Origin of the sequence: Rhodococcus yunnanensis NBRC 103083, from assembly GCF_001895005.1 — a bacterium.
Taxonomy (GTDB): domain Bacteria; phylum Actinomycetota; class Actinomycetes; order Mycobacteriales; family Mycobacteriaceae; genus Rhodococcoides; species Rhodococcoides yunnanense.
In genome coordinates this window covers 68,708-94,327 of sequence record NZ_BCXH01000009.1, presented here as the reverse complement: position 1 = coordinate 94,327, position 25,620 = coordinate 68,708, and the positions used below count along the sequence as shown (strand labels likewise).

The 25,620-nt window shown below is 65.0% G+C and carries 24 protein-coding genes and 1 pseudogene; 9 read left to right on the top strand and 16 right to left on the bottom strand.

The genetic code is table 11. The features are described from left to right. Nucleotides 1-945, bottom strand: coding sequence for a carbohydrate ABC transporter permease (locus RY1_RS15940; protein ID WP_072804732.1), 945 nt, complete (start codon nucleotides 943-945; stop codon nucleotides 1-3). A 262-nt stretch (nucleotides 946-1,207) separates the two neighbouring features. Continuing rightward, nucleotides 1,208-2,260, bottom strand: a complete 1,053-nt coding sequence (locus RY1_RS15935; protein WP_072804731.1) for a dienelactone hydrolase family protein — start codon at nucleotides 2,258-2,260, stop codon at nucleotides 1,208-1,210. A gap of 46 nt (nucleotides 2,261-2,306) precedes the next feature. Here RY1_RS15935 and RY1_RS15930 point away from each other — a divergent pair, with 46 nt between their 5' ends. Then, nucleotides 2,307-3,488 (top strand): hypothetical protein, encoded by a 1,182-nt coding sequence (locus RY1_RS15930; protein WP_072804729.1) that lies wholly within the window; start codon nucleotides 2,307-2,309, stop codon nucleotides 3,486-3,488. A gap of 69 nt (nucleotides 3,489-3,557) precedes the next feature. Here the strand turns inward: RY1_RS15930 and RY1_RS15925 are convergent, their stop codons facing one another. Then, entirely contained in the window at nucleotides 3,558-4,370 is an 813-nt protein-coding gene (locus RY1_RS15925) for an NAD-dependent epimerase/dehydratase family protein (RefSeq protein WP_072804906.1), read from the bottom strand. A 160-nt stretch (nucleotides 4,371-4,530) separates the two neighbouring features. Between RY1_RS15925 and RY1_RS15920 the strand changes: the two genes are divergently transcribed. From RY1_RS15920 to RY1_RS15910, 3 genes are all read left to right on the top strand, one after another. Further along, complete coding sequence (locus RY1_RS15920; protein ID WP_072804904.1) at nucleotides 4,531-5,610, top strand: ABC transporter ATP-binding protein; 1,080 nt, start codon at nucleotides 4,531-4,533, stop codon at nucleotides 5,608-5,610. 8 nt (nucleotides 5,611-5,618) lie between these two features. Next, complete coding sequence (locus RY1_RS15915) at nucleotides 5,619-7,232, top strand: aldehyde dehydrogenase (NADP(+)) (RefSeq protein ID WP_072804727.1); 1,614 nt, start codon at nucleotides 5,619-5,621, stop codon at nucleotides 7,230-7,232. A gap of 246 nt (nucleotides 7,233-7,478) precedes the next feature. Then, on the top strand, nucleotides 7,479-8,618 hold the full coding sequence (locus RY1_RS15910; protein WP_306305355.1) for an L-talarate/galactarate dehydratase: 1,140 nt from the start codon (nucleotides 7,479-7,481) through the stop codon (nucleotides 8,616-8,618). 1 nt (nucleotide 8,619) lies between these two features. Here the strand turns inward: RY1_RS15910 and RY1_RS15905 are convergent, their stop codons facing one another. Then, on the bottom strand, nucleotides 8,620-10,089 hold the full coding sequence (locus RY1_RS15905; protein ID WP_072804724.1) for a mannitol dehydrogenase family protein: 1,470 nt from the start codon (nucleotides 10,087-10,089) through the stop codon (nucleotides 8,620-8,622). Continuing rightward, nucleotides 10,086-11,108, bottom strand: a complete 1,023-nt coding sequence (locus RY1_RS15900; RefSeq protein ID WP_072804900.1) for an NAD(P)-dependent alcohol dehydrogenase — start codon at nucleotides 11,106-11,108, stop codon at nucleotides 10,086-10,088. Before RY1_RS15900 ends, RY1_RS15905 begins: the two co-directional genes overlap by 4 nt. Nucleotides 11,109-11,228: 120 nt before the next feature. Between RY1_RS15900 and RY1_RS15895 the strand changes: the two genes are divergently transcribed. Genes RY1_RS15895 through RY1_RS15875 form a run of 5 tightly spaced genes read left to right on the top strand, consistent with a single transcriptional unit; the run spans nucleotide 11,229 to nucleotide 16,502 of the window. Beyond that, nucleotides 11,229-12,239 carry a sugar-binding transcriptional regulator gene (locus tag RY1_RS15895; RefSeq protein WP_072804902.1) on the top strand — a complete coding sequence of 337 codons (1,011 nt, stop codon included), beginning with the start codon at nucleotides 11,229-11,231 and terminating at the stop codon, nucleotides 12,237-12,239. Between the two features lie 47 nt (nucleotides 12,240-12,286). Beyond that, the gene (locus RY1_RS15890; protein WP_072804899.1) at nucleotides 12,287-13,591 is read left to right on the top strand and encodes an ABC transporter substrate-binding protein; all 1,305 of its coding nucleotides are present in this window, start codon (nucleotides 12,287-12,289) and stop codon (nucleotides 13,589-13,591) included. Further along, nucleotides 13,588-14,538, top strand: coding sequence for a carbohydrate ABC transporter permease (locus RY1_RS15885; RefSeq protein WP_072804722.1), 951 nt, complete (start codon nucleotides 13,588-13,590; stop codon nucleotides 14,536-14,538). Before RY1_RS15890 ends, RY1_RS15885 begins: the two co-directional genes overlap by 4 nt. After that, on the top strand, nucleotides 14,538-15,389 hold the full coding sequence (locus RY1_RS15880) for a carbohydrate ABC transporter permease (protein ID WP_072804720.1): 852 nt from the start codon (nucleotides 14,538-14,540) through the stop codon (nucleotides 15,387-15,389). The genes RY1_RS15885 and RY1_RS15880 overlap by 1 nt, the downstream gene beginning before the upstream one ends. Before the next feature lie 12 nt (nucleotides 15,390-15,401). Next, nucleotides 15,402-16,502 carry an ABC transporter ATP-binding protein gene (locus tag RY1_RS15875; RefSeq protein WP_072804718.1) on the top strand — a complete coding sequence of 367 codons (1,101 nt, stop codon included), beginning with the start codon at nucleotides 15,402-15,404 and terminating at the stop codon, nucleotides 16,500-16,502. On the opposite strand, the gene RY1_RS15870 is transcribed toward RY1_RS15875, so the two are convergent. The 11 genes and pseudogenes from RY1_RS15870 to RY1_RS15825 form a co-directional block, all read right to left on the bottom strand. Further along, nucleotides 16,499-17,230, bottom strand: a complete 732-nt coding sequence (locus RY1_RS15870) for a DUF6390 family protein (RefSeq protein ID WP_084727466.1) — start codon at nucleotides 17,228-17,230, stop codon at nucleotides 16,499-16,501. The genes RY1_RS15875 and RY1_RS15870 overlap by 4 nt on opposite strands. Then, nucleotides 17,230-18,282, bottom strand: a complete 1,053-nt coding sequence (gene hypE / locus RY1_RS15865; RefSeq protein WP_072804717.1) for a hydrogenase expression/formation protein HypE — start codon at nucleotides 18,280-18,282, stop codon at nucleotides 17,230-17,232. The genes RY1_RS15870 and hypE overlap by 1 nt, the downstream gene beginning before the upstream one ends. Continuing rightward, entirely contained in the window at nucleotides 18,275-19,387 is a 1,113-nt protein-coding gene (gene hypD, locus RY1_RS15860) for a hydrogenase formation protein HypD (protein WP_072804715.1), read from the bottom strand. The genes hypE and hypD overlap by 8 nt, the downstream gene beginning before the upstream one ends. Before the next feature lies 1 nt (nucleotide 19,388). Beyond that, nucleotides 19,389-19,673 (bottom strand): HypC/HybG/HupF family hydrogenase formation chaperone, encoded by a 285-nt coding sequence (locus RY1_RS15855; RefSeq protein WP_072804714.1) that lies wholly within the window; start codon nucleotides 19,671-19,673, stop codon nucleotides 19,389-19,391. Between the two features lie 19 nt (nucleotides 19,674-19,692). Further along, nucleotides 19,693-21,930 carry a carbamoyltransferase HypF gene (gene hypF, locus RY1_RS15850; protein ID WP_072804712.1) on the bottom strand — a complete coding sequence of 746 codons (2,238 nt, stop codon included), beginning with the start codon at nucleotides 21,928-21,930 and terminating at the stop codon, nucleotides 19,693-19,695. After that, nucleotides 21,927-22,178 (bottom strand): HypC/HybG/HupF family hydrogenase formation chaperone, encoded by a 252-nt coding sequence (locus RY1_RS15845; RefSeq protein WP_072804710.1) that lies wholly within the window; start codon nucleotides 22,176-22,178, stop codon nucleotides 21,927-21,929. The genes hypF and RY1_RS15845 overlap by 4 nt, the downstream gene beginning before the upstream one ends. Further along, nucleotides 22,142-22,627, bottom strand: a complete 486-nt coding sequence (locus RY1_RS15840) for a hydrogenase maturation protease (RefSeq protein WP_072804708.1) — start codon at nucleotides 22,625-22,627, stop codon at nucleotides 22,142-22,144. The genes RY1_RS15845 and RY1_RS15840 overlap by 37 nt, the downstream gene beginning before the upstream one ends. Nucleotides 22,628-22,634: 7 nt before the next feature. Then, nucleotides 22,635-22,754, bottom strand: coding sequence for a DUF6893 family small protein (locus RY1_RS31025; RefSeq protein ID WP_371829480.1), 120 nt, complete (start codon nucleotides 22,752-22,754; stop codon nucleotides 22,635-22,637). Beyond that, a complete protein-coding gene (locus RY1_RS15835) occupies nucleotides 22,751-24,085 on the bottom strand; it encodes a hypothetical protein (protein WP_072804706.1) in 1,335 nt (444 codons plus the stop codon). Before RY1_RS15835 ends, RY1_RS31025 begins: the two co-directional genes overlap by 4 nt. Beyond that, nucleotides 24,082-24,747: a DUF6084 family protein gene (locus RY1_RS15830; RefSeq protein WP_072804704.1), complete on the bottom strand. Its 666-nt coding sequence runs from the start codon at nucleotides 24,745-24,747 to the stop codon at nucleotides 24,082-24,084. The genes RY1_RS15835 and RY1_RS15830 overlap by 4 nt, the downstream gene beginning before the upstream one ends. Further along, nucleotides 24,744-25,259, bottom strand: a pseudogene (locus RY1_RS15825) (DUF5947 family protein); the annotation flags it as partial. The gene RY1_RS15830 and the pseudogene RY1_RS15825, both read right to left, overlap by 4 nt. Nucleotides 25,260-25,620: the final 361 nt, after the last annotated feature.

Genomic DNA, 25,620 nt, shown 5'->3' with positions numbered 1-25,620 from the left:
TCAGGCCTTGTCGCTGTTGAACTTGCTCAGGCGCAAGTAGAGGATCGAGCAGAAGAGCAGGATCACGAATGCCACGGTGGTCAGTGCCGAGCCGTATCCGAAGTCCTGGGCAGTGGTGGCGAGTTGCGAAACGTAGAGCGGCAACGTGGTCGTCACGTCGGCAGGACCGCCTGCGGTGAGCGTGTAGAGGAGATCGACGTTGTTGAACTCCCACACCCCGCGGAGCAGTGTCGAGAGGATGATGACTGCCTTGAGGTGCGGAAGGGTGACGAAACGGAAACGCTGCCAACGGTTTGCGCCGTCGACGTTCGCGGCCTCGTACAGGTCCTTCGGCGCGCTCTGCAGCTCGGCGAGAATCAGGATTGCGAAGAACGGAACACCGCGCCACAGTTCGGCGACGCTGGTGGCCCAGAAGGCGGTGTCGGGGTCGGCGATGGGAGCTGCCGTACCGTCGCCGATGCCCATGTTGCCGAGGAGTTTGAACAGGCCCGTCGACGGGTTGTAGATGAGCAACCAGATGCCGGTGGTGAGCACACCCGAGACTGCCCACGGGGAGAACACCAGTGCGCGAGCCAATCCGCGGCCACGGAACACCTCGTTGACGAGCAGCGCGAGGCCGAGTCCGAGGATCAGCTGGAAGACGACCTGCACCCCGACCCACTTGGCCGTCACGACGAGGCTGTTCCAGAAGGCGTCGTCGGCGAACATCAGCTTGAAGTTCTCCAACCCGGCGAAGCCGTTGTCCCACGGCGTTGTCGGGTTGTAGAACTGCAGGCTGTAGTAGAAGACGCTACCGACCGGATAGAAGATGAACACGGCGAGCAGAACGACGACCGGCGCAATCAGGATGTAGGGCGCGGAAATTCGGCGCTTCTTTCGATTCCGTATCGGGGCCGCGGCGGGCGCCGGTGTGCCTCCCGATCGCGGGGGTGTGGTGATGACCATGGGGGACGCTCCGAATATTTCGGGGCCGGGTTCGGCCGGCGGGGTCTGGGTCTGGGATGCGGCGGATGCCGTGCGAGAGATCAGCGTGCGAGAAATCAGCGTGCGGGGAAGTGCTGCACGAACTGCGAGAACCCGGTACCGGGCGCGAGGTTCGGGCTCGTGTGGCTCATTCTCATCCGTTCACGTATATGAACTCACGTCTTCTATGTGAATTGCTGGATTCACTATGACCGCAGTCACAAGGCATGTCAAGCGTGTGGGCTCACACGTTCCGCTGCAGCCACTGCGCGGCGGCGTCCTGCATGGGTGCGGTGAATCGATGGTTGTCGGTGAACCACTGTGTGGCGAGCGCGTCGGAGTTGTAGGTCCGCTGGAGGGACGCCTCCGCGTCGAGCATGCCTTCGATGCCGAAATGGCTGTCCTTCGAGGCGAATTGGACGAGTAGCGGCATCGGTGCCGCCGACGCCGCGACATCGGGCCAATCGCAGACGGCGGGTAGGCCAGGGGTGATCATCGACCAGGTGGTGTCGTCGGCATGGCCGTCGGCGATATCGGCGAACGTGCTCATCATGGCGATGATGACGGCCGCTGCCAGGTGCCCGTCACCTGCCGCGGCGACAAGATGCGCGACGCGTGCTCCCCCGCCCGAGAAACCGGCGGTGGCGATGCGTGAGCTGTCGACGCCGGGGGTGCTGCGCAGGACTTCGAGTGCGACCAGATCCTCCTGCAACGCCTGTGCGGCGAGCGAGGAGCCGGTGAGCGCCGCGACCTTGGCCAGCCCGTGTTCATGCTCGCGCGCTGCGGCCTCGTAGTTCCCGGGGTCACCGCCTGCGGCTTTTCTGGCGCGTTCGGGGAACTCGTGCCAAGGGACGCGGCGGCTACCCCAGGGGAAGGCGTCGTGGACGAGGACGGCAAAACCGGCGGCGACGAGCCCGGTGGCCACGGCCCGGCCGTCGTATCCGCGGTGTCGCAGTTCGGCGATGCCGGGCGCAGGCCCATCGGGTCCGTCGGCGACCTTCTCCTTGCCGTAGAACTTGACGCCGTCGTGGCCGTGCATGAGCAGGACGGCCGGCAGTGCGGGGGTGTGCGCCGAGGTGGGGGTGTGCGCGGGGGTGGGTTTCAGAAGCCAGGCCTCGGTAGGGGTGGAGCGCGCGGTCCACTGGAGTTCGACGCCGTCGACGCCATCGCGGGTCCAGGTGCGGCCATAGGTGACGTCGGGGGCGCCTACGTGCAGGTCGGAGGGCATGCCGAGGGCTCGGAGGATGTCGTGTCGGAGCGGTGATCGTGGACAGTCGGCACGATTGTGTGTTCCCATGTGTGAACTCTGTCCTGTCTGTTGAACTTGTTCTGAAGGGCTATCCATGTCCGAAAATTCTGTCGATCGCATCGTCGCGCACGCGTATCCGTGGGACGTGCTCGGTGACCCGCACTTCGTCGACCGCGTGCGTGAGCTGGGAATCCGCGAGATCGCGCTGGCCGCCAGCTATCACTCCACCCGCGCCGCAACTCCACTGCACCCGCAGCACAAAGTGGTCGACGCGCATCACGCCGCGCTGTACCGGCCGATCCGACCCGAGGCGTGGGGCGGGCTCGACATCGCCGCGCGAGGTGCGTCGTGGGGCGGATCCGAGGATGCGTTCGGTGATGCCGCCGCACTCCTCGTCAGTGCCGGACTCGCGGTGCACGCCTGGATCGTGCTGTCGCACAGTACAATTCTCGGCCACGCTCATCCGGATGCCACCGTCGTCAACGCGTTCGGCGACCGCTACCCGTACGCGCTCGCACCAGGGCATCCGGGCATCGTCGCCTACGCACGAACCCTCGCCGCGGAGGCCGTTCGAGGCGTCGATCTGCACGGAGTGTCGATCGAAGCGGCCGGCCAGCTCGGGTTCGCGCACGTCGGGCCGCACGAGAAGACGGACGGCGCGTACCCCGGAATCGGCGACACCCTGATGTCCATCAGCTGCACCGACCGCGAGTTGGCCGCATGGGCAGCCCGGGGCGTCGACGCGGAGAAGATCGTCGCGAAGGTGCGCGGCGGCATCGATGCGGTGTCGGGCGGCACGCTGTCGCCTGGATCGTCGATCACCGATGTGCTCGACGCGGACGAGGCGAGCGCGGTGCTCGCGGTTCGTCACGCCGATGCCGACCACCTGCGGCGCGAGGTGCTGGCGGCGGTCCGAAACGAGTCCCCCGATGTTCGCGTCACCCTCCACGGACACCCCGATCCGTGGAAGACGGGTCCGTCGCCCGCGGTCACTGCCGGTGTTCCGTCCGAGGTCGACGCGGTGCTGGTGTCCGCGTGGCCGGGAACAGCGGAGACGGTGTCCGTCGTGGAGAACACCCGAACCCTCGTCGGCGGTGATGTGTCCGTGGGCGCCTACGTGTCCGTACTGCCGCCCAAGAAGCTCGACGAGGTGGGCGCTCACGTCGCAGCCACCGTCGCGGCCGGGGCGAACGAGCTGCATCTCTACCACCTCGGACTCGTCAACCGGCCTCAACTCGGCGCCCTGGGCCGGATCGTCGCGGAATACACCCGCTGACCTGCCCGTGCGCGAGGAGTGACGGTCGGCGATCACTCCTCGCACACGGGGTTGTCAGCGCACGGGTTCTCAGCGCATGCGCTGGCCGAGGGGATGGTCGCAGAATGCGCCGCCGACGCGCTGGAGGATCGGGTCGTCGAAGGTCCACTCGTGCTCGGCGAGGAACTCGTCGGCGAACTGCTCGGCGTCGTCGCGGGGCTCGTAGCCGATCGCGGCGCCCTCGGCCCCCGACCACCAGGCACGCGAGTTCTTCGAGATGCCCCACACGGTGTGGAAGCCCTTGGCGTCGTCGGACAATGATGCCTCGATCAGCCGCGCCGTGTCGGCAGGCGACATCCAGCTGGCCAAACCTCGGTAGTTCGGCGGCTTCTCGAAGCTGGACCCGATCCGCAGGTTGACGACGTCGATGCCGAACCTGTCGTGGTACAGCCGGCCCAATGCCTCGACCGCCGCCTTCGACCAGCCGTAGAAGCCGTCGGGCCGAGCGCCGACGTCTCCGGGCAGATCCGAGCCGCCCGCTTCGTCGTGTGTCCAGAAACCGACAGCATGGTTGCTCGACGCGACGACGACGCGGGTGACGCCGTGCGCGGCGGCAGCGTCGAATACTGCCTGCGTGCCGTCGACGTTGACCGACAGGATGTTCGCCCACGAGTCCTCGGTGCTCAGTCCGCCGAGGTGCAGGATGGCGTCGACACCGTCGACCGCTCTGGCCACTGCTTCTCGGTCGGTGACCGATCCCTGGACGAATTCCTCACTGGCCGAATCGATATCGGTGACATCGGCGATGTCGAACAGTCTCAGTGTGCGATCGGGGCGACGCAGCAGCGGACGCAGCATCGTGCCCATGTTTCCGGCGGCGCCGGTGACCAACAGTCGTGACATGTTTCCTCGTCTCTTCGCAGAATCTCTTGTGCTGCGCATCACGTTAGTACATACTTCGAAATGAAGTCACTATCTTGACTCGCATTCACGTACGTGAACACCTATGACCTCCACTCGGACCGTCCGGCACGTTCCTGCCGGTGAAGGAGTACCACCCATCATGGCTACAGTCGCATTCGAAAGCGTCACCAAATTCTTCCCCGGTGGCGACAAGCCCGCAGTCGATCAGCTGGACCTGGCGATCGAGGACGGCGAGTTCCTCGTCCTGGTCGGCCCGTCGGGCTGCGGTAAGTCCACGTCACTGCGGATGCTCGCCGGATTGGAAGACGTCGACCGCGGCGCCATCACCATCGGTGGCAACGATGTCACCGACTTCCAGCCCAAGGACCGCGACATCGCGATGGTCTTCCAGAACTACGCCCTCTACCCGCACATGACGGTCGGCGAGAACATGGGCTTCGGGCTCCGCATCGCCGGTGAGGACAAGGCCGAGATCAAACGACGCGTCGACGACGCCGCCAAGATCCTCGACCTCACCAGATTCCTCGACCGCAAGCCGAAGGCACTGTCCGGCGGACAGCGCCAACGCGTCGCGATGGGCCGCGCGATCGTCCGCAAGCCGCAGGTATTCCTCATGGACGAGCCGCTGTCCAACCTCGACGCCAAGCTGCGCGTGCAGACTCGCGCGCAGATCTCCGCGCTGCAGCGACGTCTCGCGACCACCACCGTCTACGTCACCCACGACCAGGTCGAGGCCATGACCATGGGCGACCGTGTCGCCGTTCTCAAGGACGGAGTGCTGCAGCAGTGCGACACCCCGCGCCGGATGTACGAGCACCCGAACAACGTCTTCGTCGCCGGGTTCATCGGCTCGCCCGCGATGAACCTACTCGAGCTGCCCCTGGTCGACGGCGGGGTCAGCTTCGGCGGCGAGATCGTGCCGGTTCCCAGGGCGGCGGTGGCAGGCATCGGTGAAAGCTCGGTGACGTTGGGCGTGCGCCCGGAAGATCTGGAACTGACGACGGGGCCGGGGCTCGAGGTCAGCATCGACGTCGTCGAAGAACTCGGTGCCGACGCCTACGTGTACGGCCAGGCAGACATCAACGGAACGAAGCAGCCCATCGTCGTGCGAGCCGACGGCCGAATCCCGCCCCGTCGCGGCGAGACGATCACCCTCTCCTATGCGGCCGAGCGCACTCACCTGTTCTCGACCGTCACCGGCGAACGCCTCGTCGACTAGGAGCACCGATGACCACGACGATCAACACCACGACGATCAACACCTCGATCACGGGCGATTTTCTGATCGGCGGTGCGGCGAGAACGGGCGAGGGCGATGCCATCGAGGCCATCGATCCGTCCTCCGGCGAGACCCTCGGACCGACCTTCCACTATGCGACGACCAAGGATGTTCAGGACGCAACCAGATTGGCCGACGAGGCCTTCGACACCTATCGGCGCACGACGTCGGAAGCACGCGCACTGTTCCTCGAATCGATCGCGGACAACATCGACGCGCTGGGCGACGAACTGATCGACCGTGCTTCCGCCGAGAGCGGGCTCTCGCGCGTACGACTCCAGGGCGAGCGAGGACGGACCACCGGGCAGCTCAGGTTGTTCGCATCGGTTCTCCGTGAGGGAAGCTGGAACGGCGCACGCATCGATCCGGCGCAACCGGATCGGAAACCCGCTCCGCGCAGCGACATTCGGCTGCGTAACATCCCGCTCGGACCTGTCGTCGTGTTCTCGGCCAGCAACTTTCCGTTGGCGTTCTCGGTGGCAGGCGGCGACACTGCGTCGGCACTCGCAGCCGGCTGCCCCGTCATCGTCAAAGCACACGACGCCCATCTCGGCACTTCGGAGCTCGTGGGCCGGGCGGTCTCGGCCGCGGTCGTCGAGCACGGCCTGCCCAGCGGGGTGTTCTCGCTGATCTACGGACTCGGCCAGACCATCGGCGTCGAACTCGTGACCGACCCCGTCGTCGCCGCCGTCGGCTTCACCGGATCACGAGGCGGTGGTCTTGCTCTGTGCAGAGCCGCCGCCGGACGAGATGTACCCATCCCCGTGTACGCGGAGATGAGCAGCATCAATCCGGTGTTTCTGTTGCCGGGTGCGCTGAGGGAATCGGCGTCCGAGCTGGGCGCGGCCTTCGCTGCTTCCCTGACGATGGGATCCGGCCAGTTCTGCACCAACCCCGGCCTCGTGTTCGCGGTCGTCGGCGCCGAATTGAGCGAGTTCCTGTCCGCGGCGTCGACGGCGATCGGGTTGTCGACAGGTGCTGCGATGCTCACCCCGGGAATTGCCGCGGCATACGCGTCGGGACAGCAGGCGCTGCGCGAACATGCCGACGTCGACTCCGTCGCGACCGGTCAGCCCGGCTCGTGCGTGTTTCAAGGCCTGCCCGAGCTTCTCGTCACCGACGCCGAGAACTTTCTGGCCGATCCATCGCTGCACGCCGAGGTGTTCGGTGCGACGTCGCTCGTCGTGCGATGCAACGATCTCGATCAACTTCTCGGTGCCGTCAAGGGACTGGAAGGGCAGTTGACCGCCACCGTTCATGCGGTGCCCGGTGACCACGCGAGCGCGGAGGTGCTCGTCGAACAGCTCGAACGTACGGCAGGCCGAATCCTGTTCAACGGCTGGCCGACCGGAGTCGAGGTGGGTCACGCGATGGTGCACGGCGGACCGTTCCCGGCGACCAGTGATTCGCGTACCACCTCGGTCGGCAGCCTTGCCATCGACCGATTTCTCCGGCCCGTCAGTTACCAGGACGTGCCCGACGCGCTGCTGCCGTCGGCGATCGCCGACGGCAATCCCGAGCACATCTGGCGCCGGGTGGATGGCACCCTCACGCAGGACTGATCACGGTGGATGCGTTGATGCAGTTCTTGTATCAACGCATCCACAAATAGTCTTGGACTTGAATGGATCCGGAGAATAGCGTGTGAGCCAGCACACCCGCCGTTCAGTATCACCGCCGTTCAGTATCACCGCCTTTCTAGGGAGACAAGCGCCGTGTCCACCTCTTTGCAATCACCTGCCGTGGGATCCGCAAGCACCTCGAAGCCGACCAGTGGTCTCACCGCCCCCGACGCAGCCATCAAGGCACTGGCCGCCGGCGACGCGACGATCGACCGCATCGCGCACGTGACGCTGTCCTCGATCACCTTGCCGCTGAAGAACCCGATCAGTGACGCCAAGGTGCTGACCGGCCGGCAGAAGGCGATGACGGAGGTGGCCTTCCTGTTCGCGGAGATCAGGACCGAACAGGGCCACGAGGGAATCGGATTCAGCTACTCCAAGCGCGCCGGTGGCCCAGCGCAGTTCGCGCATGCGCAGGAGATCGCACCCGTTCTCATCGGTGAGGATCCCAGTGATATCGGCAAGATCTGGACCAAGTTGCAGTGGGCTGGAGCCTCGGTCGGGCGCAGCGGCGTTGCGACACAGGCGATTGCAGCGATCGACATCGCACTGTGGGACCTGAAGGCGAAGCGTGCGCAGTTGCCGCTCGCCAAGCTCATCGGTGCAACACGGGACTCGGTGCAGACGTACAACACCTCCGGCGGATTCCTGCACACGCCCATCGAAGAGGTGCTCGACAACGCGACCGCATCACTCGCGGCAGGCATCGGCGGCATCAAACTCAAGGTGGGACAGCCGGATTGGCGCACCGACATCGCGCGTGTGACGGCGGTTCGTGAGCACCTCGGAGACGACGTGCCACTGATGGTCGACGCCAATCAGCAGTGGGATCGCCCGACCGCGAACCGCATGTGCCGCATCCTCGAACAGTTCGACCTCGTCTGGATCGAGGAGCCTCTCGATGCGTACGACGCCGAAGGACACGCGATGCTCGCGCGAAACTTCGACACCTCGATCGCCACGGGAGAGATGCTGGCGAGCGTCGGTGAGCATGTCCGGTTGATCGAAGCCGGATCCGTCGACATCATTCAGCCCGACGCCCCCCGCATCGGTGGTATCACTCAGTTCCTCAAACTCGCCGCGCTCGCCGAGCACCACAATCTGCAGCTCGCCCCGCACTTCGCGATGGAGATTCACCTTCACTTGGCGGCGGTCTACCCGCTGCAGACGTGGGTCGAGCATTTCGACTGGCTCGATCCGCTGTTCAACGAGCATCTCGAAACCCGTGACGGCAGAATGCATCTGTCGGATCGCCCAGGCCTGGGCTTCACGCTCAGCGAGCAGGCCAAGGCCTGGACCATCGGGACCGCGGAGTTCGGACGCTGATCTAGGCGCGCAATGCCTGCAGTGTCGCCCGCGCACCCCGGGAATGCAGGGATTCGAGCTGCGCGGTGTACTCGTCGACGAATCGTTCGTTGTCGACGAGATCTCCGAACACGGCGCGGTTGGCGATGAACGCAGTGGGGTCCTCGTGCTGCGTCTTCGCGATCGGGATCAACGTATCGGCGAGCTGGTCGACGATCTCGATGGGCTGACCCTGCTCGTCGACGCCTTCCGCGTACCGCGCCCAACTGGCCACGACGGCGACGGAGAGGGTGATGTCGCCGCCGGATTCGAGGTTCTTCTCGATGACGGGCAGGAGCCACTTCGGAATTCGGTCCGAGGATTCCGCGCACAGCCTGGCGACGGTGTCCCGGATCTCCGGGTTCGAGAATCGTTCGATCAGCGTCTTCTTGTACGCGTCGAGGTCGATGCCGGGGACAGGCCGAAGCGTCGGGGTTGCTTCGTTGTCCATGTACGCCAGCAAGAATTCGGCGAACAGTGAATCCTGGGCCGCCTCGTGCACGAGCCGGTAGCCGGACAGATAGCCGAAGTACGCCAACGCTTGATGACTGGCATTGAGCAGCCGGAGCTTCATCAGTTCGTACGGCGCGACGTCGTCGACGATCTGTACACCGACGTCCTCGAACCGGGGGCGGCCCAGTGTGAAGTTGTCCTCGAGCACCCACTGGGTGAACGGCTCACCGGCGACGGGCCATGCGTCGTCGATGGCGTAGCGCTCCGAAAGTTCCTCGATCACTTCGGGAGTGGTCACCGGGGTGATGCGGTCCACCATCGAATTGGGGAACGCGCCCTCGGTGGTGATCCACTCCGCGAGTGCCGGATCCTTCAGACGCGCGAAAGCGGTGAACGTCGACTGCGCGATGTGACCGTTGCCCTCGATGTTGTCGCAGGACATGACAGTGAACGGCTTCAGACCCCGATTCCTGCGCCGGGCAAGGGCTTCGGTGACGAGTCCGAACGTGGTCGACGGTATCGACCCGTCCTCGAGATCTGCCGCGACTGCGGGGTTGTCCGCATCGAACTCACCCGTGGTCGCCGAGAAGTTGTAACCGCCTTCGGTGATGGTGAGCGAGACGATCCGGGTGGTCTCCGCGGCCATCTTCTCGATCACGGCTTCGGCGTCGTCCGGGGCGAACAGATACTCGACGATCGATCCGATCACGCGGGTGTCCCACGTTCCGTCGGAATGTCTGAGCGCCAACGTGTAGAGGCAGTTCTGCGCCTCCATGACGTCGTTCATCTTCCGGTCTCCCGGTAGGACGCCGACGCCGCAGATTCCCCAGTCCTGCGCCTCGCCCTGCTGCAGCAGGCGGTCGAGGTACATCGCCTGGTGCGCTCGGTGGAATCCGCCCACTCCGAAGTGGACGATCCCGACGGTCACGTCGGAGCGATCGTAGGTGGGAACGGCGACGTCCTCGATGAAGTCGTCGAGGGTGTGCGAGTTCAACTTCACTTCTCGTTCTCCTTCGAAAGTCCGGGGATGACAACAGCTTTGATGCTTCCCGGCGTCCTGTCTGCATTCAGTGCATCCTCGACTCCGTCGAGTCCGAATCGAGAGGTGACCATCGAGTCCAGATCGACGAGCCCTGCGGTCACGAGCTCGCGGGCGATCGGCCAGGTGTTGGCGTAGCGAAAGACACCGGTGAGGACGAGTTCGCGGTTCTGGATCAGCGAGATCGGAAGGGCGTAGTCGGCGGCTCCCATTCCCACGAGCACCACCGTACCTGCGGGCCGGACGGCATGAATTCCGTCGACGACGGCGCTCGGCGCCCCGGATGCGTCGACGAAGGCGTCGACCTCCAGGGCGCGAACATTCTCCTCGGTCGGGTCGACGACGCGTGTCGCGCCGAACGTCGACGCATTCAGCCGCCGGGCCTCGTCGATGTCGCTGACGATCACCTGCGTGGCTCCGAACGCGCGGGCGACCTGCGCGGTGAGCAGTCCCACGGGACCGGCACCGGCGATGAGCACGCTGGATCCGGCGCCGATTCCTGCTTTCTGCGCCGACGCGATACCGACGGACAGCGGCTCGAACAGCGCTGCCGCCTCGTCGGAGACGCTGTCCGGTACCGCGTGCGCGAACGTCGATTGGATCAGCACGTACTCGGCGAGAGCACCGTCGATCGGCGGCGTCGCGAAGAACTCCATGGACGGGCACAAGTTGTATCTGCCCGCGCGCGACTGGGCGCTGGTGGGATCGGGACGCTGCGGTTCGATCGAGACGCGGTGGCCGACGCGGGTGTCGGCGACGGCCGATCCGACCGCGACGATGACGCCCGCGGCCTCGTGGCCGAGTACGAGCGGACCCGTCACGACGTGGCCGCCAATACGTCCCTCGCGGTAGTAGTGCGTGTCGGAACCGCAGACGCCGACGGCACTGACACGCACCAGGACCTCGTCCGGTGCCGGGCTCGGTACGGGGCGCTCGTCGAGGCGAATCTCCTGCGGGCCCGTCAGCACGCTGACCTGCATCGACGCGGGCACCTCGGATTCGGGTGTTGTGTAGATCACACCTGAATGTTAGCTTAATGAGCAGAAGAACACACCATGAGCATCTGCTCATCGTGCGTGTGAAACCAGCGAGGAGTGGTCGTGACTGCAGCGGTTCCGGATCTGCCGCATTCGCAGAGATCGTCGAAGACCAGCGACGACCTACGGCTCGCATTGCGCGCTGCGTCGATGTACCACCTCGAAGGCGCGACGCAGGCCGAGATCGCAACCAAGCTCGGTGTGTCACGGCCCACCGTCGGCCGACTCATCGCCCGCGCTCGAACCCAAGGCCTGGTGACCATCGAGGTTCATGTGCCGGACGAACTTCAGGGCACGGTGCACGCGAATGTCGAACGCGCACTCGAACAGGCCTTCGGGCTCACCGAGGTTCTCGTCGTGTCCGATGTCATCGACGGCACCGACAACGGATACGGCTCGCTCGGCCGCGCGGCTGCCGGAATGCTGCTGCGTCGCCTGAAGGACGACGACACACTCGGTTTCACGTGGGGGCCGGAAACGGTCGCTGTTGCGCAATCCCTCAAGACTCGGGGCGCGAAGTGCGCTCGGGTCGTCCAACTCGACGGATCGATGAGTTCGGCCGACTACCAGACCGGCGTCGAATACACCCTCGGCCGTTGCGCCGAGTACCTGCAGGCCACGCCTGTACGGCTCAATGCGCCGCTGTATGCAGATCATGCGACAGTGACCGCGCTGCAGCAGGACTCGGTGATATCGCGCGCCCTCCAGACCGGGACCGGGGCCGATGTGATGATGTACGGCCTCGGTCCCGTTTCCACGTCGACAACGCTGTTCGAGGGCAGCTTCATCGATGCCTCGGTGCTGGGCGAGCTACGCGGTCTCGGTGCAGTCGGCGAGATCGGCGGCCGATTCTTCGACATCGAAGGCAGGGAAACCGGCGGCTCACTTCCGCCGCGCACCGTATCGGTCTCTCTCGATGCAATTGCGGCATGTGAACGTGCAGTGCTCATTTCCGGCGGCACGAAGAAGCACGAGGCGATTCTCGGCGCACTGCGTGGCGGTTTCGCATCGATTCTGGTGACCGATATCGCAAGCGCCCGCTGGTTGATGGCGCAGACTGAGAAAGGTATCTAGTGAAAGCATTTCCGAAAGCTGTCGGCGCGGCTACGCTCGCGACGACCATGGTCCTGTCCGGTTGCGCCGGGGCCGGCTCGTTCGGCGGCGGCGGCGGTGGCACGACCATCACGGTGGCCATCGTGTCGAACTCGCAGATGGCCGACGCCATCTCGCTCGCCCCGTCTTTCGAGGCCGAGAACCCCGGTATCGATCTGAAGTTCGTGTCCCTGTCGGAGAACGAGGCGCGCGCGAAGATCACGGCATCGGTCGCGACGGGCGGCGGCGAGTTCGACGTGGTGATGATCAGCAACTTCGAGACCCCGCAGTGGGCCGAGAACGGTTGGCTCACCAATCTTTCCGAGTACGCCGATGCGACGCCGGGGTACGACGAGGACGATTTCATCCCCACGTTGAAGGAATCGTTGTCGTACGAGGGCAGCATGTACTCGGTGCCGTTCTACGGCGAGTCGTCGTTCCTGATGTATCGCAAGGACCTCATGGCGGCCGCGGGGATCACGATGCCCGAGGAGCCGACGTGGCAGGAAGTGGCCGACGCCGCGGCCGCGCTCGACAGTCCCGATGTCTCAGGCATCTGCCTCCGCGGAAAGCCGGGCTGGGGAGAGGTTCTCGCGCCGCTCGATACCGTCATCAATGCCTTCGGTGGACGCTGGTACGACGAGGACTGGAATGCTCAGCTCGACAGTCCCGAGGTCGAGCGGGCGGTGCAGTTCTACGTCGACACGGTTCGGGAACACGGGCAGGCAGGCGCTGCGACGAGCGGGTTCAGCGAGTGCGCTACGCAGCTTTCGCAGGGCAACACCGCGATGTGGTACGACGCGACCTCCGCGGTGTCGGTTCTCGAGGATCCCACTGCCAGCAAGGTCGTCGGGAATATCGGGTACGCGAAAGCGCCCAGTGCGGCCAAGGGCGACAACGGATGGTTGTACTCGTGGGCCCTCGGAATTCCTACCACGAGCGAACATCCGGACGACGCGTGGAAGTTCGTGTCGTGGATGACGAGCAAGGAGTACCTGAACAAGGTCGGCAACGAGCTGGGTTGGGAGCGTGTGCCACCCGGTAGCAGGCTCAGCACCTACGAGATTCCCGAGTACAAGGAGGCGGCAGCGGCTTTCGGTCCATTGACCCTCGAATCGATCGAGGGCGCGGATCCGAAGAACCCGACGGTGCTCCCCGTTCCGTACACCGGCGTGCAATTCCTGACCATCCCGGAGTTCCAGGATCTCGGTACCAGGGTCAGCCAACAGATCAGTGCAGCAGTGGCAGGACGAATCAGCGTCCAGGATGCGCTCGCTCAAGCGCAGCAGTATGCCGAGGTGGTCGGTAAGACCTACCAGGAGGGCCAGGGATGACCACAACCGAACAGCGACCGGCGGAAGCCGAACCCGAAGACTTCGTTCCCCGTCGGCGCACTGTCTCCAGGGCCGAAGGATGGCGTCGGCGAGGCCCGCTCCTGCCGGCACTGGTCTTCGCCGTCGTCGTCACGCAGATCCCGTTTCTGTTCACGCTGTACTACTCCACGCAGTCGTGGAACCTGGTACGCCCCGGGTCGCGGGAGTTCAACTGGCTCAACAACTATGTCGACGTCTTCCGGGACAGCCAGTTCCGCGAGGTAGCGCTGAACACCGTCATCATGATCGTCGGAACCGTGATCATCTCGGTGATCCTCGGCTTGTTCCTCGCACTGCTTCTCGATCGTAAGTTCATCGGCCGCAGCCTGATTCGTACACTGCTGATAACACCGTTCCTGGTGACGCCGGTGGCAGGTGCACTGATCTGGAAGACCACGATGTTCGATCCGGTGTTCGGTCTGATCAACTTCGCGCTCTCACCGTTCGGCGTCGGCCAGATCGACTGGGTCTCTCGTTTCCCGCTCGCTGCCGTGATGGTCAACCTGATCTGGCAGTGGACGCCGTTCATGATGCTGCTGATCCTCGCCGGACTGCAGTCGATGCCCAAGGACATCGCCGAGGCCGCTAGGGTCGACGGCGCAGGCGCTTTCGCGTTGTTCCGCGAACTGACCCTTCCGCATCTGCGTCGGTTCATCGAGCTCGGCGCCGTACTCGGAGCCATCTACCTCGTCAACACCTTCGACGCGGTGTACATGATGACCTCCGGAGGACCGGGTGTCGCGAGCTCGAACCTTCCCTACTACATCTATCAGCGCGCGTTCCTGGGCTTCGACATCGGCCAGGCCGCCGCGATGGGCGTCGTCACCGTCGTCGCCACGATCGCAGTCAGCACTCTTGCGCTGCGCCTGATCTTCAAGAGTTTCAGCGGGAACGAGGAGGCAGCCTGATGACTACCACTACCGATTCTCCGGTGATCGCACGCAAGAAGAAGCTCGGCGCAGGTACCTTCTGGACCGTCGTGGCCTGGGTCGTCGGGATCGGGTTCTTCTTCCCGGTCCTGTGGATGGTCATCACGAGCTTCAAGCAGGAGGGCGACGCCTACTCCGACCCACCGAAGCTGTTCTTCACCCCGACGCTCGATCAGTACAGCGCCGTGTTGTCCAGCGGAATCGGAACGGCACTGCTGAACTCGGCGTTCGCGACGATCGTCTCCACGCTTCTCGTTCTGCTGCTGGGTATTCCAGCAGCGTTCGCGCTGTCCCTTCGGCCCGTGCGGAAGACGAAGGACGTACTGTTCTTCTTCATCTCCACCAAGATGCTTCCGGTCGTCGCGGCGATCGTGCCGCTGTACGTCATCGTCGGCGACATCGGATTGCTGGACAACATCTGGGCGCTGATCATCTTGTACACGGCAATGAATCTGCCGATCGCGGTGTGGATGATGCGTTCGTTCTTCCTCGAGGTGCCGAGTGAACTTCTCGAAGCCGCGAGCATGGACGGGGCATCACTGTGGACGTCGGTGCGAGAAGTGATTCTGCCGCTCGTCTCACCGGGGATCGCCGCGACGGCACTGATCTGTGTCATCTTCTCGTGGAACGAATTCTTCTTCGCCGTCAACCTCACTGCCGTGCAGGCGCAGACCGTTCCGGTTGCCCTGGTCGGATTCATCACCGGCGAGGGGCTGTACTGGGCCCGCTTGTCCGCCGCTGCGACGCTCGCAGCACTTCCCGTCGTCCTCGCCGGCTGGGTCGCGCAGAACAAACTCGTGCGCGGTCTGTCCTTCGGTGCCATCAAGTAACAGGAGTTCACCATGGCTGCAATCACGTACAAGAAAGCGTCCTGCGTCTACGAAGGTGCCGACTCGCTGGCGGTCGACTCGCTCGACCTCGACATCGCCGACGGTGAATTCGTCGTTCTCGTAGGCCCGTCCGGATCCGGTAAGTCCACCGCGCTACGGATGTTGGCAGGGCTGGAGGACATCGACGGCGGTGCCATCGAGATCGGCGGGAAGAACATGGTGGGGGTGCCGTCCAAGGACCGCGACATCGCCATGGTGTTCCAGAACTACGCGCTGTACCCGAACAAGACCGTCGGGGAGAACATGGGATTCGCGCTCAAGATGCGTGGAGTCTCGCTCGACGAGCGCACGCGCAAGGTCGCCGAGGCCGCGAAGATCCTCGACCTCACCGAGTACCTCGACCGGAAGCCGGGCAAGTTGTCCGGTGGCCAGCGTCAGCGAGTGGCCATGGGGCGTGCGATCGTTCGTGAACCACAGGTGTTCTGCATGGACGAGCCGTTGTCCAATCTCGACGCCAAACTCCGAGTGCAGACGCGCACGCAGATCGCGGCACTGCAACGCAGGCTCGGCACGACGACGGTCTACGTCACCCACGATCAGGTCGAGGCCATGACGATGGGTGACCGCGTCGCCGTGCTGCGCGGCGGCAAGCTGCAGCAGTTCGCCTCGCCGACCGATCTGTACGACAACCCGGTCAACGCCTTCGTCGCCGGATTCATCGGCTCGCCTGCGATGAACCTGATGACGGTTCCGATCGGGTCGGGTGGCGTGCAGATCGGCGACACTCTGTTGCCGCTCGAGCGTGACGCGCTGACCGCGCTCGCGAGCGCGAACCTGGACGCCGTCACCGTCGGCCTCCGCCCCGAGCAGCTGGGTATCGATCATGCCGAGGGGTTCGCGGCCAAGGTCGACCTGATCGAGGAACTGGGCAGCGAATCCTACGTGTACGCCCACCTCGACGACCCCAAGGTCAAAGGCCTCGACGGTGGTCCGGTGGCGTTGGTCGCGCGGTCGGCCGTGCGCGCGCCCGCTCGAATCGGCGAAAGCGTGAGCCTGACCAAGCTCGACGGGCCCGTGCATCTGTTCCACCCGGAGACGGGCGAGCGGATCTAGGGCCTGGGCAACGAGAGGAGTGCGGAGTTCGCCACGGCGAGTGACCGGTCGGTGAAGCGGTCCAGGTGGGCGGCGTCCTCGGAGGTCAGTCGATCGCACATCCAGCTCCAGTGCAGTGACACGAGGTCGCCCTCGACTGGATCGGCGACGAGAGCTCGCCCCGCCGATTTCCAGCGCACCCGTTCCTCTACCGCGTCCCCGACGTCGAGACGACTCCCGTCGTACGTCAGCGGCGCCGACGAGACCGTTGCCTCGTCGGCGCCGAGCGCAACGACGCGACCCCACCGGATCCGGCATTGCTGCAGCATCGACAGTGCGATCGGCCCGCCGTGCGGAAGCAGTCGAAGCCACGGATACACCGCGAGTACGTGGAAGCTGTGGTGCGCGATGCAGTCCTGAAGCCGCGGATCGTGAAGTATGCCGCCGGGCTGGGTGGCGAACGCCGAGCGCAACCGGCGCCGCAGGTCCACCGGATCGATCGAATCCACCAGATCGGATCCGACCCAATAGGCTTTCACGACAGCAGGATCGAGTCTGTCCGAGTAACCGCCGAAGCGGGCGAGAGCTTCGAGATACGGCCAGGCGCCGTTGAATTCGCGTGCGCGATCGACGATGCCGTCACCGTTGCCGATCGCGTCGAGCAGCGTGTGGGCGCCCGGCGGCCCGCAGTACCCGAGCTCGTTCGGCGGGAATGCGTAGCGGCCGAAGAAGGCCGCGCCCTTGGTCATCAGCAGATCCGGGGAAGCTGTTCGCCCAACGGAAGATCGACGACGCGTTGCGCACCGAGCGTCGTGCGTGCGACGACGGTACCCCGGTGCTCGGCGACGCATTCGCCGATGATCGCTGCCGAGGCACCGAGGGGGTGCCTGCGCATGGCCTCGAGCACGGCGTCGGCGTCGGGTCGGGGTACGAATGCGATGAGCTTGCCCTCGTTGGCGACGAACAGCGGATCGAGGCCGAGGACACCGCATGCGTCGCGGACCGCGCCCGGAATGGGCAGCGCCTTCTCGACGATCGAGATGCCGATGCCTGCGGCACCGGCGATTTCGTTGAGCGTCGCGGCGACGCCTCCTCGGGTCGGGTCGCGCATCGTGTGCACGGTGCCTGCCGCGAGCATCGTCTCGACGAGCCCGTTCAGCGGTGCGGTGTCCGAGCAGACCGCGGTACCGAACTCCAAGCCCTCGCGGCAGCTCATCACCGCGACGCCGTGCACGCCGATGTCGCCGCTGACGATGACGACGTCGCCCGCCCGTGCGTTCTCGGGCCGGATATCGAGGTCGCCGTGAATGACTCCGATTCCAGCGGTGTTGACGAACACCCCGTCACCGTGGCCGGAGTCGACGACCTTGGTGTCACCGGTGACGAGGGTGACCTCCGCTGCGAGCGCGGCGGTTCCCATGGACTGCGCGATATGACGGATGTCGCCGAGTGGTGTTCCCTCCTCCAGGATGAACGCCGTCGACAGCACGAGTGGGCGGGCGCCCGACATCGCGAGATCGTTGACGGTTCCGTTCACCGCGAGATCACCGATCGTGCCGCCGGGGAAGACCATCGGTTTGACGACGTACGAGTCGGTCGAGAATGCAAGCCGAACGCCGTCGATCGGGACGACTGCCGAATCTCCCAGTGCCGCAGTGGCAGCGGATCCGAATGCCGGCAGAAACAGATGCTCGATCAGCTCCGCCGACAACGCGCCACCACCACCATGGCCCATGACGATGTTCGGTGAATCCCGCAGCGGTGCCGGGCACGTCCACGATTCGATGTCGATCTCAGGCATGGCTGACCTCCGGCTGCTGCTGCAGTCTGCGATAGAGGTAGTAGGCAGCGCACGCGCCCTCCGAGGACACCATGGTCGCGCCGAGCGGGGTGCGCGGTGTGCATTCCTTCCCGAAGGCGGCGCACTCGTTCGGCTTCAGCAACCCCTGCAGTACCTCGCCTGACCGGCAGATCGACGACTCGGCGGTGCGGATCGCCTCGACATCGAACCGTGCCTCGGCGTCGTAGTACCGGTACGCAGGCGACAGACGCCATCCACTGCCGGGGATCATCCCGATTCCGCGCCACGTCCGATCGGTGACCTCGAAGACGTCGGCGAGCATCGCCTGCGCTGCCACGTTGCCCTCGGCCGTGACCGCGCGGGTGTAGGCGTTCTCCAGCTCGTGACGCCCCGACTCCAACTGCAGCACGGTGCGTCTGATTCCTTCGAGGATGTCGAGGGGTTCGAAACCCGTGACGACGAGCGGCACACCGTACTTCTCGGCGAGCGCCGGGTATTCGCGCGTGCCCATGACGCTGCACACGTGCCCGGCGGCGAGAAACGCCTGCACGCGACACGTCGGTGATTCCATGATCGCCGCGATCGCGGGTGGTACGAGCACATGGGAGACGAGCAGCGAGAAGTTCTCGATTCCTCGCCTCTTCGCCTGGAACACCGTCATCGCATTGGCCGGTGCCGTCGTCTCGAATCCGATTCCGAAGAACACGACCTGGCGATCCGGGTTGGCCTCGGCGATGGCGAGGGCATCGAGCGGGGAATAGACGACGCGGACGTCGCCGCCCTCGCTCTTGATGTGGAACAGGTCCTTCTCGCTGCCGGGCACCCGCAGCATGTCACCGAACGAGCAGAAGATCACTCCGGGTGACGACGCGATCGCCAGTGCCCTGTCGATGATTTCGAGCGGCGTCACGCACACCGGGCAGCCGGGTCCGTGAATCATCTCGATCTGCTCGGGCAGCAGCTGATCGATGCCGTGGCGGATGATCGAATGTGTCTGCCCACCGCAGACTTCCATGATCGCCCACGGCCTGGTGGTGGCGGCGTGGATCTGGTCGAGCAACTTTCTCGCCAGCTCTGGATTGCTGAACTCGTCGAGATACTTCATCTCATTCCACCTCGCCTGCTTGTCGTGCCGCACGCTCGAACCCGTCGCCGAACTCCTCGTCGAGGACGTTCATCCGTTCGAACTCGGCGAGCGTCGCCAGCGCGGACTCCTCGTCCAGACGTTGAATGGCGAACCCGACGTGTACGACGACGTACTCGCCCACCGCGGCATCCGGAATGTAGTGCAGGCACACCTCTTTCCGTAGCCCACCGAAGTCGACCTCGGCCATCGACGTATCGTCGCGTGCGAAGACCGTCACTATCCTTCCTGGAACGGCCAGACACATGGCAACCCCCTTTCACCGGTCATGACGCACTCCCCACGAGCACCTGACCGAATGCGAGACCGCCATCGTTGGCCGGCAGCACTCGCGGGACCAGAACTGTGAAATCACGTAATGCGGCCGTGCACAACGACAGAATCGTCGGATTCTGAAACACGCCACCGGTCAGTACGACGGGAAGATCTCCGACCCGAGCACGCGATCGCTCGGCCACCGAGCGCACCAGATTCGCCACCGCACGATGGAACCGAGCACCGATGACACCCGGATCGATCCCGGCGCCGACGTCGTCGACGATCGCCCGGATGACAGGATTCGGATCGACATCGTCGCCGAATCGATAAGCACCCGAGTCGATGTGCCGCGAACGCGCCTCCAGCTCGATCGCGGCCTGCGCCTCGTAGTCGACGATGTCGCGTATCCCGGTGAGTGCGGCCACGGCGTCGAACAGCCGGCCCATACTGGACGTCGGTACGCACCCGAAACCGGTCTCGAGTTGATGTCGCAGGACACGACGCTCGGGGACGGGGCAGGCGCGAACGCACGAGAGGCCCTCGGACCACTCCACGCCCGCCGAGTGCAGATGGGCAAGGGCCATCCGGTACGGCCGAAGGACGCTGACGTCGCCGCCGGCGAGCGGCACGTACTTCAGATGCGCGACGCGCGCGAATCCCTTGTAGCCGGCGTGGAGTATCTCCCCGCCCCACACTGCGCCGTCCGTACCGTATCCCGTTCCGTCGAACGCAAATCCGAGGACCTCGGCATCGGCCTCCAGACCGTACTCACCCATGACGGCGGCGATGTGTGCGTGGTGATGGGAGACGGAACCGACAGGGCGACCGTCGGAATGTCGCCTGGCCCACGCCGACGAGCGATAGTTCGGATGTGAATCCGAGACCACGTGTGACGGCCGAACACCCGTGAGGGTCTCGAGGTGCGACTCGCTGTCGGTGAAGGCGTCCAACGTTGCCAGATGGTCCATGTCGCCGACGTGTTGGCCGAGCCATGCGTAGCGTCCGTCGGCGACGGCGCACGTGTTCTTGAGGTCGCCGCCCACCGCGAGCACGGGATCGACGGTGAACGGCAGCGCAAGTGGCATGGGCGCGTAGCCTCGTGACCGCCGAATCGGCCGGTCGACCTCGTCGACGACACGAATCACCGAGTCGTCGCACGGGACGACGATGTCGCGATCATGATCGAGCCACCCGTCGGCGATAGAAGTGAGGCGCTGGTGGGCGTCGTCGTTGCGGTAGGTGATGGGCTCGCCGCCTAAGTTTCCCGACGTCATCACCAGTGGTCCGTGTTCGAGGAGGAGTTGGTGGACAGGGCTGTACGGCAGCATGATTCCGATGTCGCGGCCGCCGGGTGCGACATCGGCCGACAGGGCGCCGGAGACCGATTCGAGCAGCACGATCGGGCGCCGAGACCCGGTCAGGAGAGATGCTGCACGCGGGCCGATGTCGACGAGGGAGCGCGCCTGCTGCAGATCGCGCACCATGACGGCGAACGGTTTGTCGCCGCGTCGCTTGCGCGTACGCAACCTACGCACCGCGTCGTCGTCGGTGGCATCGCAGGCGAGGTGGTAGCCGCCGATGCCCTTGACGGCCAGTATCTTTCCCTCGGCCAGGAGTGTCGCGGCGTCGGCAGCCGCCGTCTGCCCTATGCTGGCGCCGTGGACACCGCGAGAGAAGGTCAGCGTCGGCCCGCAGTTCCAACACGCGACGGTCTGGGCGTGGAATCGGCGATCGGAAGGATCGGAGTACTCGGCCGCGCACGCCGCGCACATGCGAAATGGGCGCATCGTGGTGGAGTCTCGGTCGTACGGCAGAGATTCGATGATCGTGAACCTCGGGCCGCAGTTGGTGCACGAGATGAACGGGTGACGGTAGCGGCGGTCGTTCGGATCGTCGAACTCTGCCAGGCACTCCGAGCACATCGCCAGATCGGGTGATGCGAAGGTGCGTCCGGTGCCCGAGACGGACTCGTCGATGCGAAATCCACTGCCACCTCGGGCGGCCAACTCGGTCGTCGAGATGGACTCGACGACCGAGTGCGGCGGCGGCGCATCCTGCAGCCTGCGCCCGAACTCGTCGACGGCGTCCACCGTCCCCTCGACCTCGATAGCCACACCCGCGCTGGTGTTTCCGACGAATCCCGTCAGGGAGAGTTCCGTTGCGGTTGCATACGCGAACGGACGAAACCCCACTCCCTGAACCACACCGGTGACCGTGAAGGCTCGTCGAACGCTCGTTCTGTTCATTCCGGGTCTCCCGTACGTCCTCGCCCCATCGTTTCCAGGCCTGCCAGAGCGGCCGCAGCACCGGCGGCGTCGGTCTTCTCGACGACGAACCCCATGTGGATGATGACCCAGTCGCCGCGATCGAATCTCTCGTCGGCCAGCATGCCGATATTGACCTTGCGCGGCTCGCCGAGGACATCGACGAGAGCCAACTGGCCGCCGTACCCGTCGATCATCGATACGACTTGCCCTGGGATGCCGAGGCACACAGTGACACCTCCTCCAGGACGAACTCGACTGCGTCGTCGACGGCTGCCGCGACAGCGGGCGAGAGCCCGATTCCCTCGTCGATGGACTGCGCCTGACACCCGACGACGATGGTGCGCGGTGGCAGCCGGGCACCGATCGGTGAGAGCAGCGAGAGAACAGCGAGCGGGTTCATCCCGTGCGGATCGAATTCTGCTGTGACGAGGTCGGATTCGTCGACGCGGAAGGATCGAAGGTGGCCCGGCTCGCCGCGATCGGGTATCGCGTCGACGAGAACCAGGGAATCGGTTTCTGCGAGCAGGTCGTACGCGAGGTGGAGTCCGCGAATTCCGTAGTCCACGTTCTCGACCCCGTCCGGGAGTTCGTGCACCGGAATCCGCCGCGACACCTCGGGCCCGAAGCCGTCGTCGCCGAAGAAGATGTTGCCGACGCCTGCGATGAGAATGCGCATCGCAGAACTACATTCGGCGCATACGTGTGTAGCGCTTGATGTCGGGAATCGATCGAACTCCGATCACCGCTACCCCAGCCACGACGACGGCGATCACCGCCGTCGTGAGATACCCCAGCACACTCATGACCTTGCCTCCTCTTCCTGCTCGTTCATTGCCGGCTCCAGCTCGTCCGGAGCGAAGTACAGGTATCGGCCGTACCAACCGTGCAGGTCGGCGGCCGGGTCGTCGAGTATCACCACCCCCACGTGGGTATTGCCGTCCACGTCCTCGTGGACGGACGCGACGCGTGCGGTGCGGCCCTCGAAGAACAGATCCTGTGCGTCGGCGCGCCGGTTGGGATGCACTCGGACGAGGCTGTCCTTGGCGACGAGCACTCCGTGCACGAGGACGGCGTCGTGGGCCGGTTCGACGAGAGTGTCGGCGTCGGGGGACCACCACTCGACTCCCTCCGGGACTTCCGGCACCAACGGTGAATGTCCGGGCACCGGGTGTGCCACGCCGTGCAGGTCCGCCATGTCCTCGGCGGACAGGGCATCGCAGCGGTCGATGATCTCGGCTGCGCGAGGGTCGGTCGCACGGGCCTGCGCTTTCTCCTCGTCGGTCAGCGCCATGATGCGGAGGGTGAGGATCTCGTCGATCTCCGTCGAATCGAACAGCGCTCCGTCGCTCTCCTCGGCGATCTCGGGATAGTCGTACAGGATGATCGGCGAGACCAGTACCGAGTCGGTGCTGCCCGGGGTGCCGGCGAGGACGGGAAAGCAGCGGTGCTGTTCGCATGTCGATGCGGGTTCGGCGGCAGGCGGGGGCGGTTCGAGCAGCGACGAGAACTCGGTGGCATGCGCATGCAGAACGAGGTGAGTGCCGATGAACGACGCGCGCATCGCCGAATCACGGTCCGGCTCGGACGCTCCGGTGTTGCAGACCTCGAATCCGATCCTCGTGTAGTTCCCGAGTCGGTCCCCGGACAGGCTGATCTCACCCGTCAACGGGTGCCGGGAGCGCACGATGCGTCCGGCATCGCCGAGCAGCTCGGTGCGAGTGTCTCCGGCGACCGAGACGGGGAGGACCTTGCCGTCGTCGAAGTCCGACAGCGGAATGCGTCCCAGCTCTATCTCGATCTCGACGGCCTCCTCCCACGACAGCCAGTGCGTCCCCTCGGCCGTGAGATCCGGTGTGGGCACGAAATTTTCCCCGTCCCGGCGCTCGACACGCCGGTCCTGCAGCTGAAGGCATCGCAGGGTGAGCTCGATCGCGGCGTCCGGTCTGGTGTCCACCAGGCACTGCGTCGACAGGGTCGACTCCTCTCCGACGCTGGAGGTTCGGGCGTCCTCCGGTCCGAGAACACCGAACTGCCAACGGGATCGGTTCTTCAGCGAGTTGGCCTGATACGGGTAGAGAAGATAGCCCTCGTACAGGATGGCGTCGGCAACGCGGCGGATGTCGGTATTCATCATGCATCACCTCGGTCGAGTACGGTCGACCTGGATCGGTCGGTCGACAGCAGTTGGTCGACGACGTCGTCGTACGTCAGCAGCGCGTGCTCGGCCTTGAACCGTGCAAGGGCTGCGAGGGAGTCGTGCCGCAGACGGATCCACCCGGTGTCGGGATAATGCAGGCGCATCAGGTCTTTCCAGACTCGGACCGGCAGATCGTAGGAACATTCGAGGTCCCACGGAATCTGTTCGACGGCGAACTTTCCCGGCTCGTGTGTGAACACCGTTCCGCTGAACAGCAGTGTCAGAGGGACGTTTCCGTCGTCCTGTAGCGCGTGCAGATACTTGCTCGAGGTGACGTCGAAATCATAGGTGCATGCAATGCCGATATCGACGTCGCAGGTACCGGCGAATCCCTGCACCATGGTGGAGATGTTCATCCACTGAAACGACTTCAGCGTCGACGCCCATCGCTCGCGGCCGCCGAACAGGTCGGCCACGGCAGCGGCCTCGTCGTCGGAGTACCGGCGACGATGCGGCTCGATCCGCACCTGGGCGCGCAACGCCATCGCATGAATGCGAGTGCCATCGGACTCGGTGATGCGCACGTGCGCAATGAGGTTGGGCACCACGGCGTACTTCTCCGGTGTGATGCTCAGGATCTCGAACGACAACGCGGTCATGGCGCGCTCCTACTTCGTCGCTCGAGAGCGGTGAAGAACTCGTCCATCCGGCGATGCGCGTCCTGGCCGCCGTCGAATCCGCGCCACACCATCCGAATCCGGCCGACCAACTCGTAACACGCGTCGACCGGAACGAGATGGCACGACGCGCCGGTGGCGGAGACCCGGATCAGCAGCGCCTCGACGTCGTCGCGGAGCACCTCCAATCCCGGATTGGCTGCAATGACCTCGCTCCACGCGTCCAGCGGCAGCTCGGACTCGGTCGCACCGGCCGGGCCGGGATAGAACGCCGTCGTGCGGTGGGCGGCCGAGTTGCGGAAGAAGAACGCAACCCCGACCGGAATCTCGAGGCGGTCCCACAACCCCGGCGCCAGCGCGAAACCGGGGAACTGGAGATATCTGTCGGGTACCGCTCGGTACCGAAGGGTCGCGGAATCGTCGGTGAACAGTAGGTAGCATCCGCGGCATACGCACATCAGCTGCCGCGCCTGGACATCGACGACATGCTGATGCTCCGCTCCCGTTGCTCCCCCTGCACCCCCCGCTCCCTCTGCACCCCCCGCCTCGTCTGCTCCCTCTGCACCCCCCGCCTCGCAAATGCATGTGCGTTTGTGTGTGGACTGGGGTTCGTCCTGGTCTGCTGCCCCCGTTTCGCAAATGCATGTGCGTTTGTGTGTGGACTGGGGTTCGTCCTGGTCTGCTGCCCCCGTTTCGCAAATGCATGTGCGTTTGTGTGTGGACTGGGGTTCCTGCTGGTCTGCTTCGCAAATGCATGTGCGTTTGTGTGGGGGGTGGGGTTCGTGCTGGTCGGCTTCGCAAATGCATGTGCGTTTGCGTGAGGGCGTGGAGGGGGTGGAGGGAGTGGGGACGCCG

Bases quoted from the DNA above. Each gene is read 5' to 3' on its own strand.
- RY1_RS15915 (WP_072804727.1), top strand. From the start codon at position 5,619: ATGACCACGACGATCAACACCACGACGATCAACACCTCGATCACGGGC.
- RY1_RS15885 (WP_072804722.1), top strand. From the start codon at position 13,588: ATGACCACAACCGAACAGCGACCGGCGGAAGCCGAACCCGAAGACTTC.
- RY1_RS15835 (WP_072804706.1), bottom strand. From the start codon at position 24,085: ATGATGAATACCGACATCCGCCGCGTTGCCGACGCCATCCTGTACGAG.
- RY1_RS31025 (WP_371829480.1), bottom strand. From the start codon at position 22,754: ATGAGTGTGCTGGGGTATCTCACGACGGCGGTGATCGCCGTCGTCGTG.
- RY1_RS15940 (WP_072804732.1), bottom strand. From the start codon at position 945: ATGGTCATCACCACACCCCCGCGATCGGGAGGCACACCGGCGCCCGCC.
- RY1_RS15925 (WP_072804906.1), bottom strand. From the start codon at position 4,370: ATGTCACGACTGTTGGTCACCGGCGCCGCCGGAAACATGGGCACGATG.
- hypE (WP_072804717.1), bottom strand. From the start codon at position 18,282: ATGCCTGAGATCGACATCGAATCGTGGACGTGCCCGGCACCGCTGCGG.
- RY1_RS15900 (WP_072804900.1), bottom strand. From the start codon at position 11,108: ATGCAGGTCAGCGTGCTGACGGGCCCGCAGGAGATTCGCCTCGACGAG.
- RY1_RS15880 (WP_072804720.1), top strand. From the start codon at position 14,538: ATGACTACCACTACCGATTCTCCGGTGATCGCACGCAAGAAGAAGCTC.
- RY1_RS15935 (WP_072804731.1), bottom strand. From the start codon at position 2,260: ATGGGAACACACAATCGTGCCGACTGTCCACGATCACCGCTCCGACAC.
- hypD (WP_072804715.1), bottom strand. From the start codon at position 19,387: ATGAAGTATCTCGACGAGTTCAGCAATCCAGAGCTGGCGAGAAAGTTG.
- hypF (WP_072804712.1), bottom strand. From the start codon at position 21,930: ATGAACAGAACGAGCGTTCGACGAGCCTTCACGGTCACCGGTGTGGTT.
- RY1_RS15890 (WP_072804899.1), top strand. From the start codon at position 12,287: ATGGTCCTGTCCGGTTGCGCCGGGGCCGGCTCGTTCGGCGGCGGCGGC.
- RY1_RS15855 (WP_072804714.1), bottom strand. From the start codon at position 19,673: ATGTGTCTGGCCGTTCCAGGAAGGATAGTGACGGTCTTCGCACGCGAC.
- RY1_RS15920 (WP_072804904.1), top strand. From the start codon at position 4,531: ATGGCTACAGTCGCATTCGAAAGCGTCACCAAATTCTTCCCCGGTGGC.
- RY1_RS15875 (WP_072804718.1), top strand. From the start codon at position 15,402: ATGGCTGCAATCACGTACAAGAAAGCGTCCTGCGTCTACGAAGGTGCC.
- RY1_RS15830 (WP_072804704.1), bottom strand. From the start codon at position 24,747: ATGACCGCGTTGTCGTTCGAGATCCTGAGCATCACACCGGAGAAGTAC.
- RY1_RS15930 (WP_072804729.1), top strand. From the start codon at position 2,307: ATGTCCGAAAATTCTGTCGATCGCATCGTCGCGCACGCGTATCCGTGG.
- RY1_RS15870 (WP_084727466.1), bottom strand. From the start codon at position 17,230: ATGACCAAGGGCGCGGCCTTCTTCGGCCGCTACGCATTCCCGCCGAAC.
- RY1_RS15840 (WP_072804708.1), bottom strand. From the start codon at position 22,627: ATGCGCATTCTCATCGCAGGCGTCGGCAACATCTTCTTCGGCGACGAC.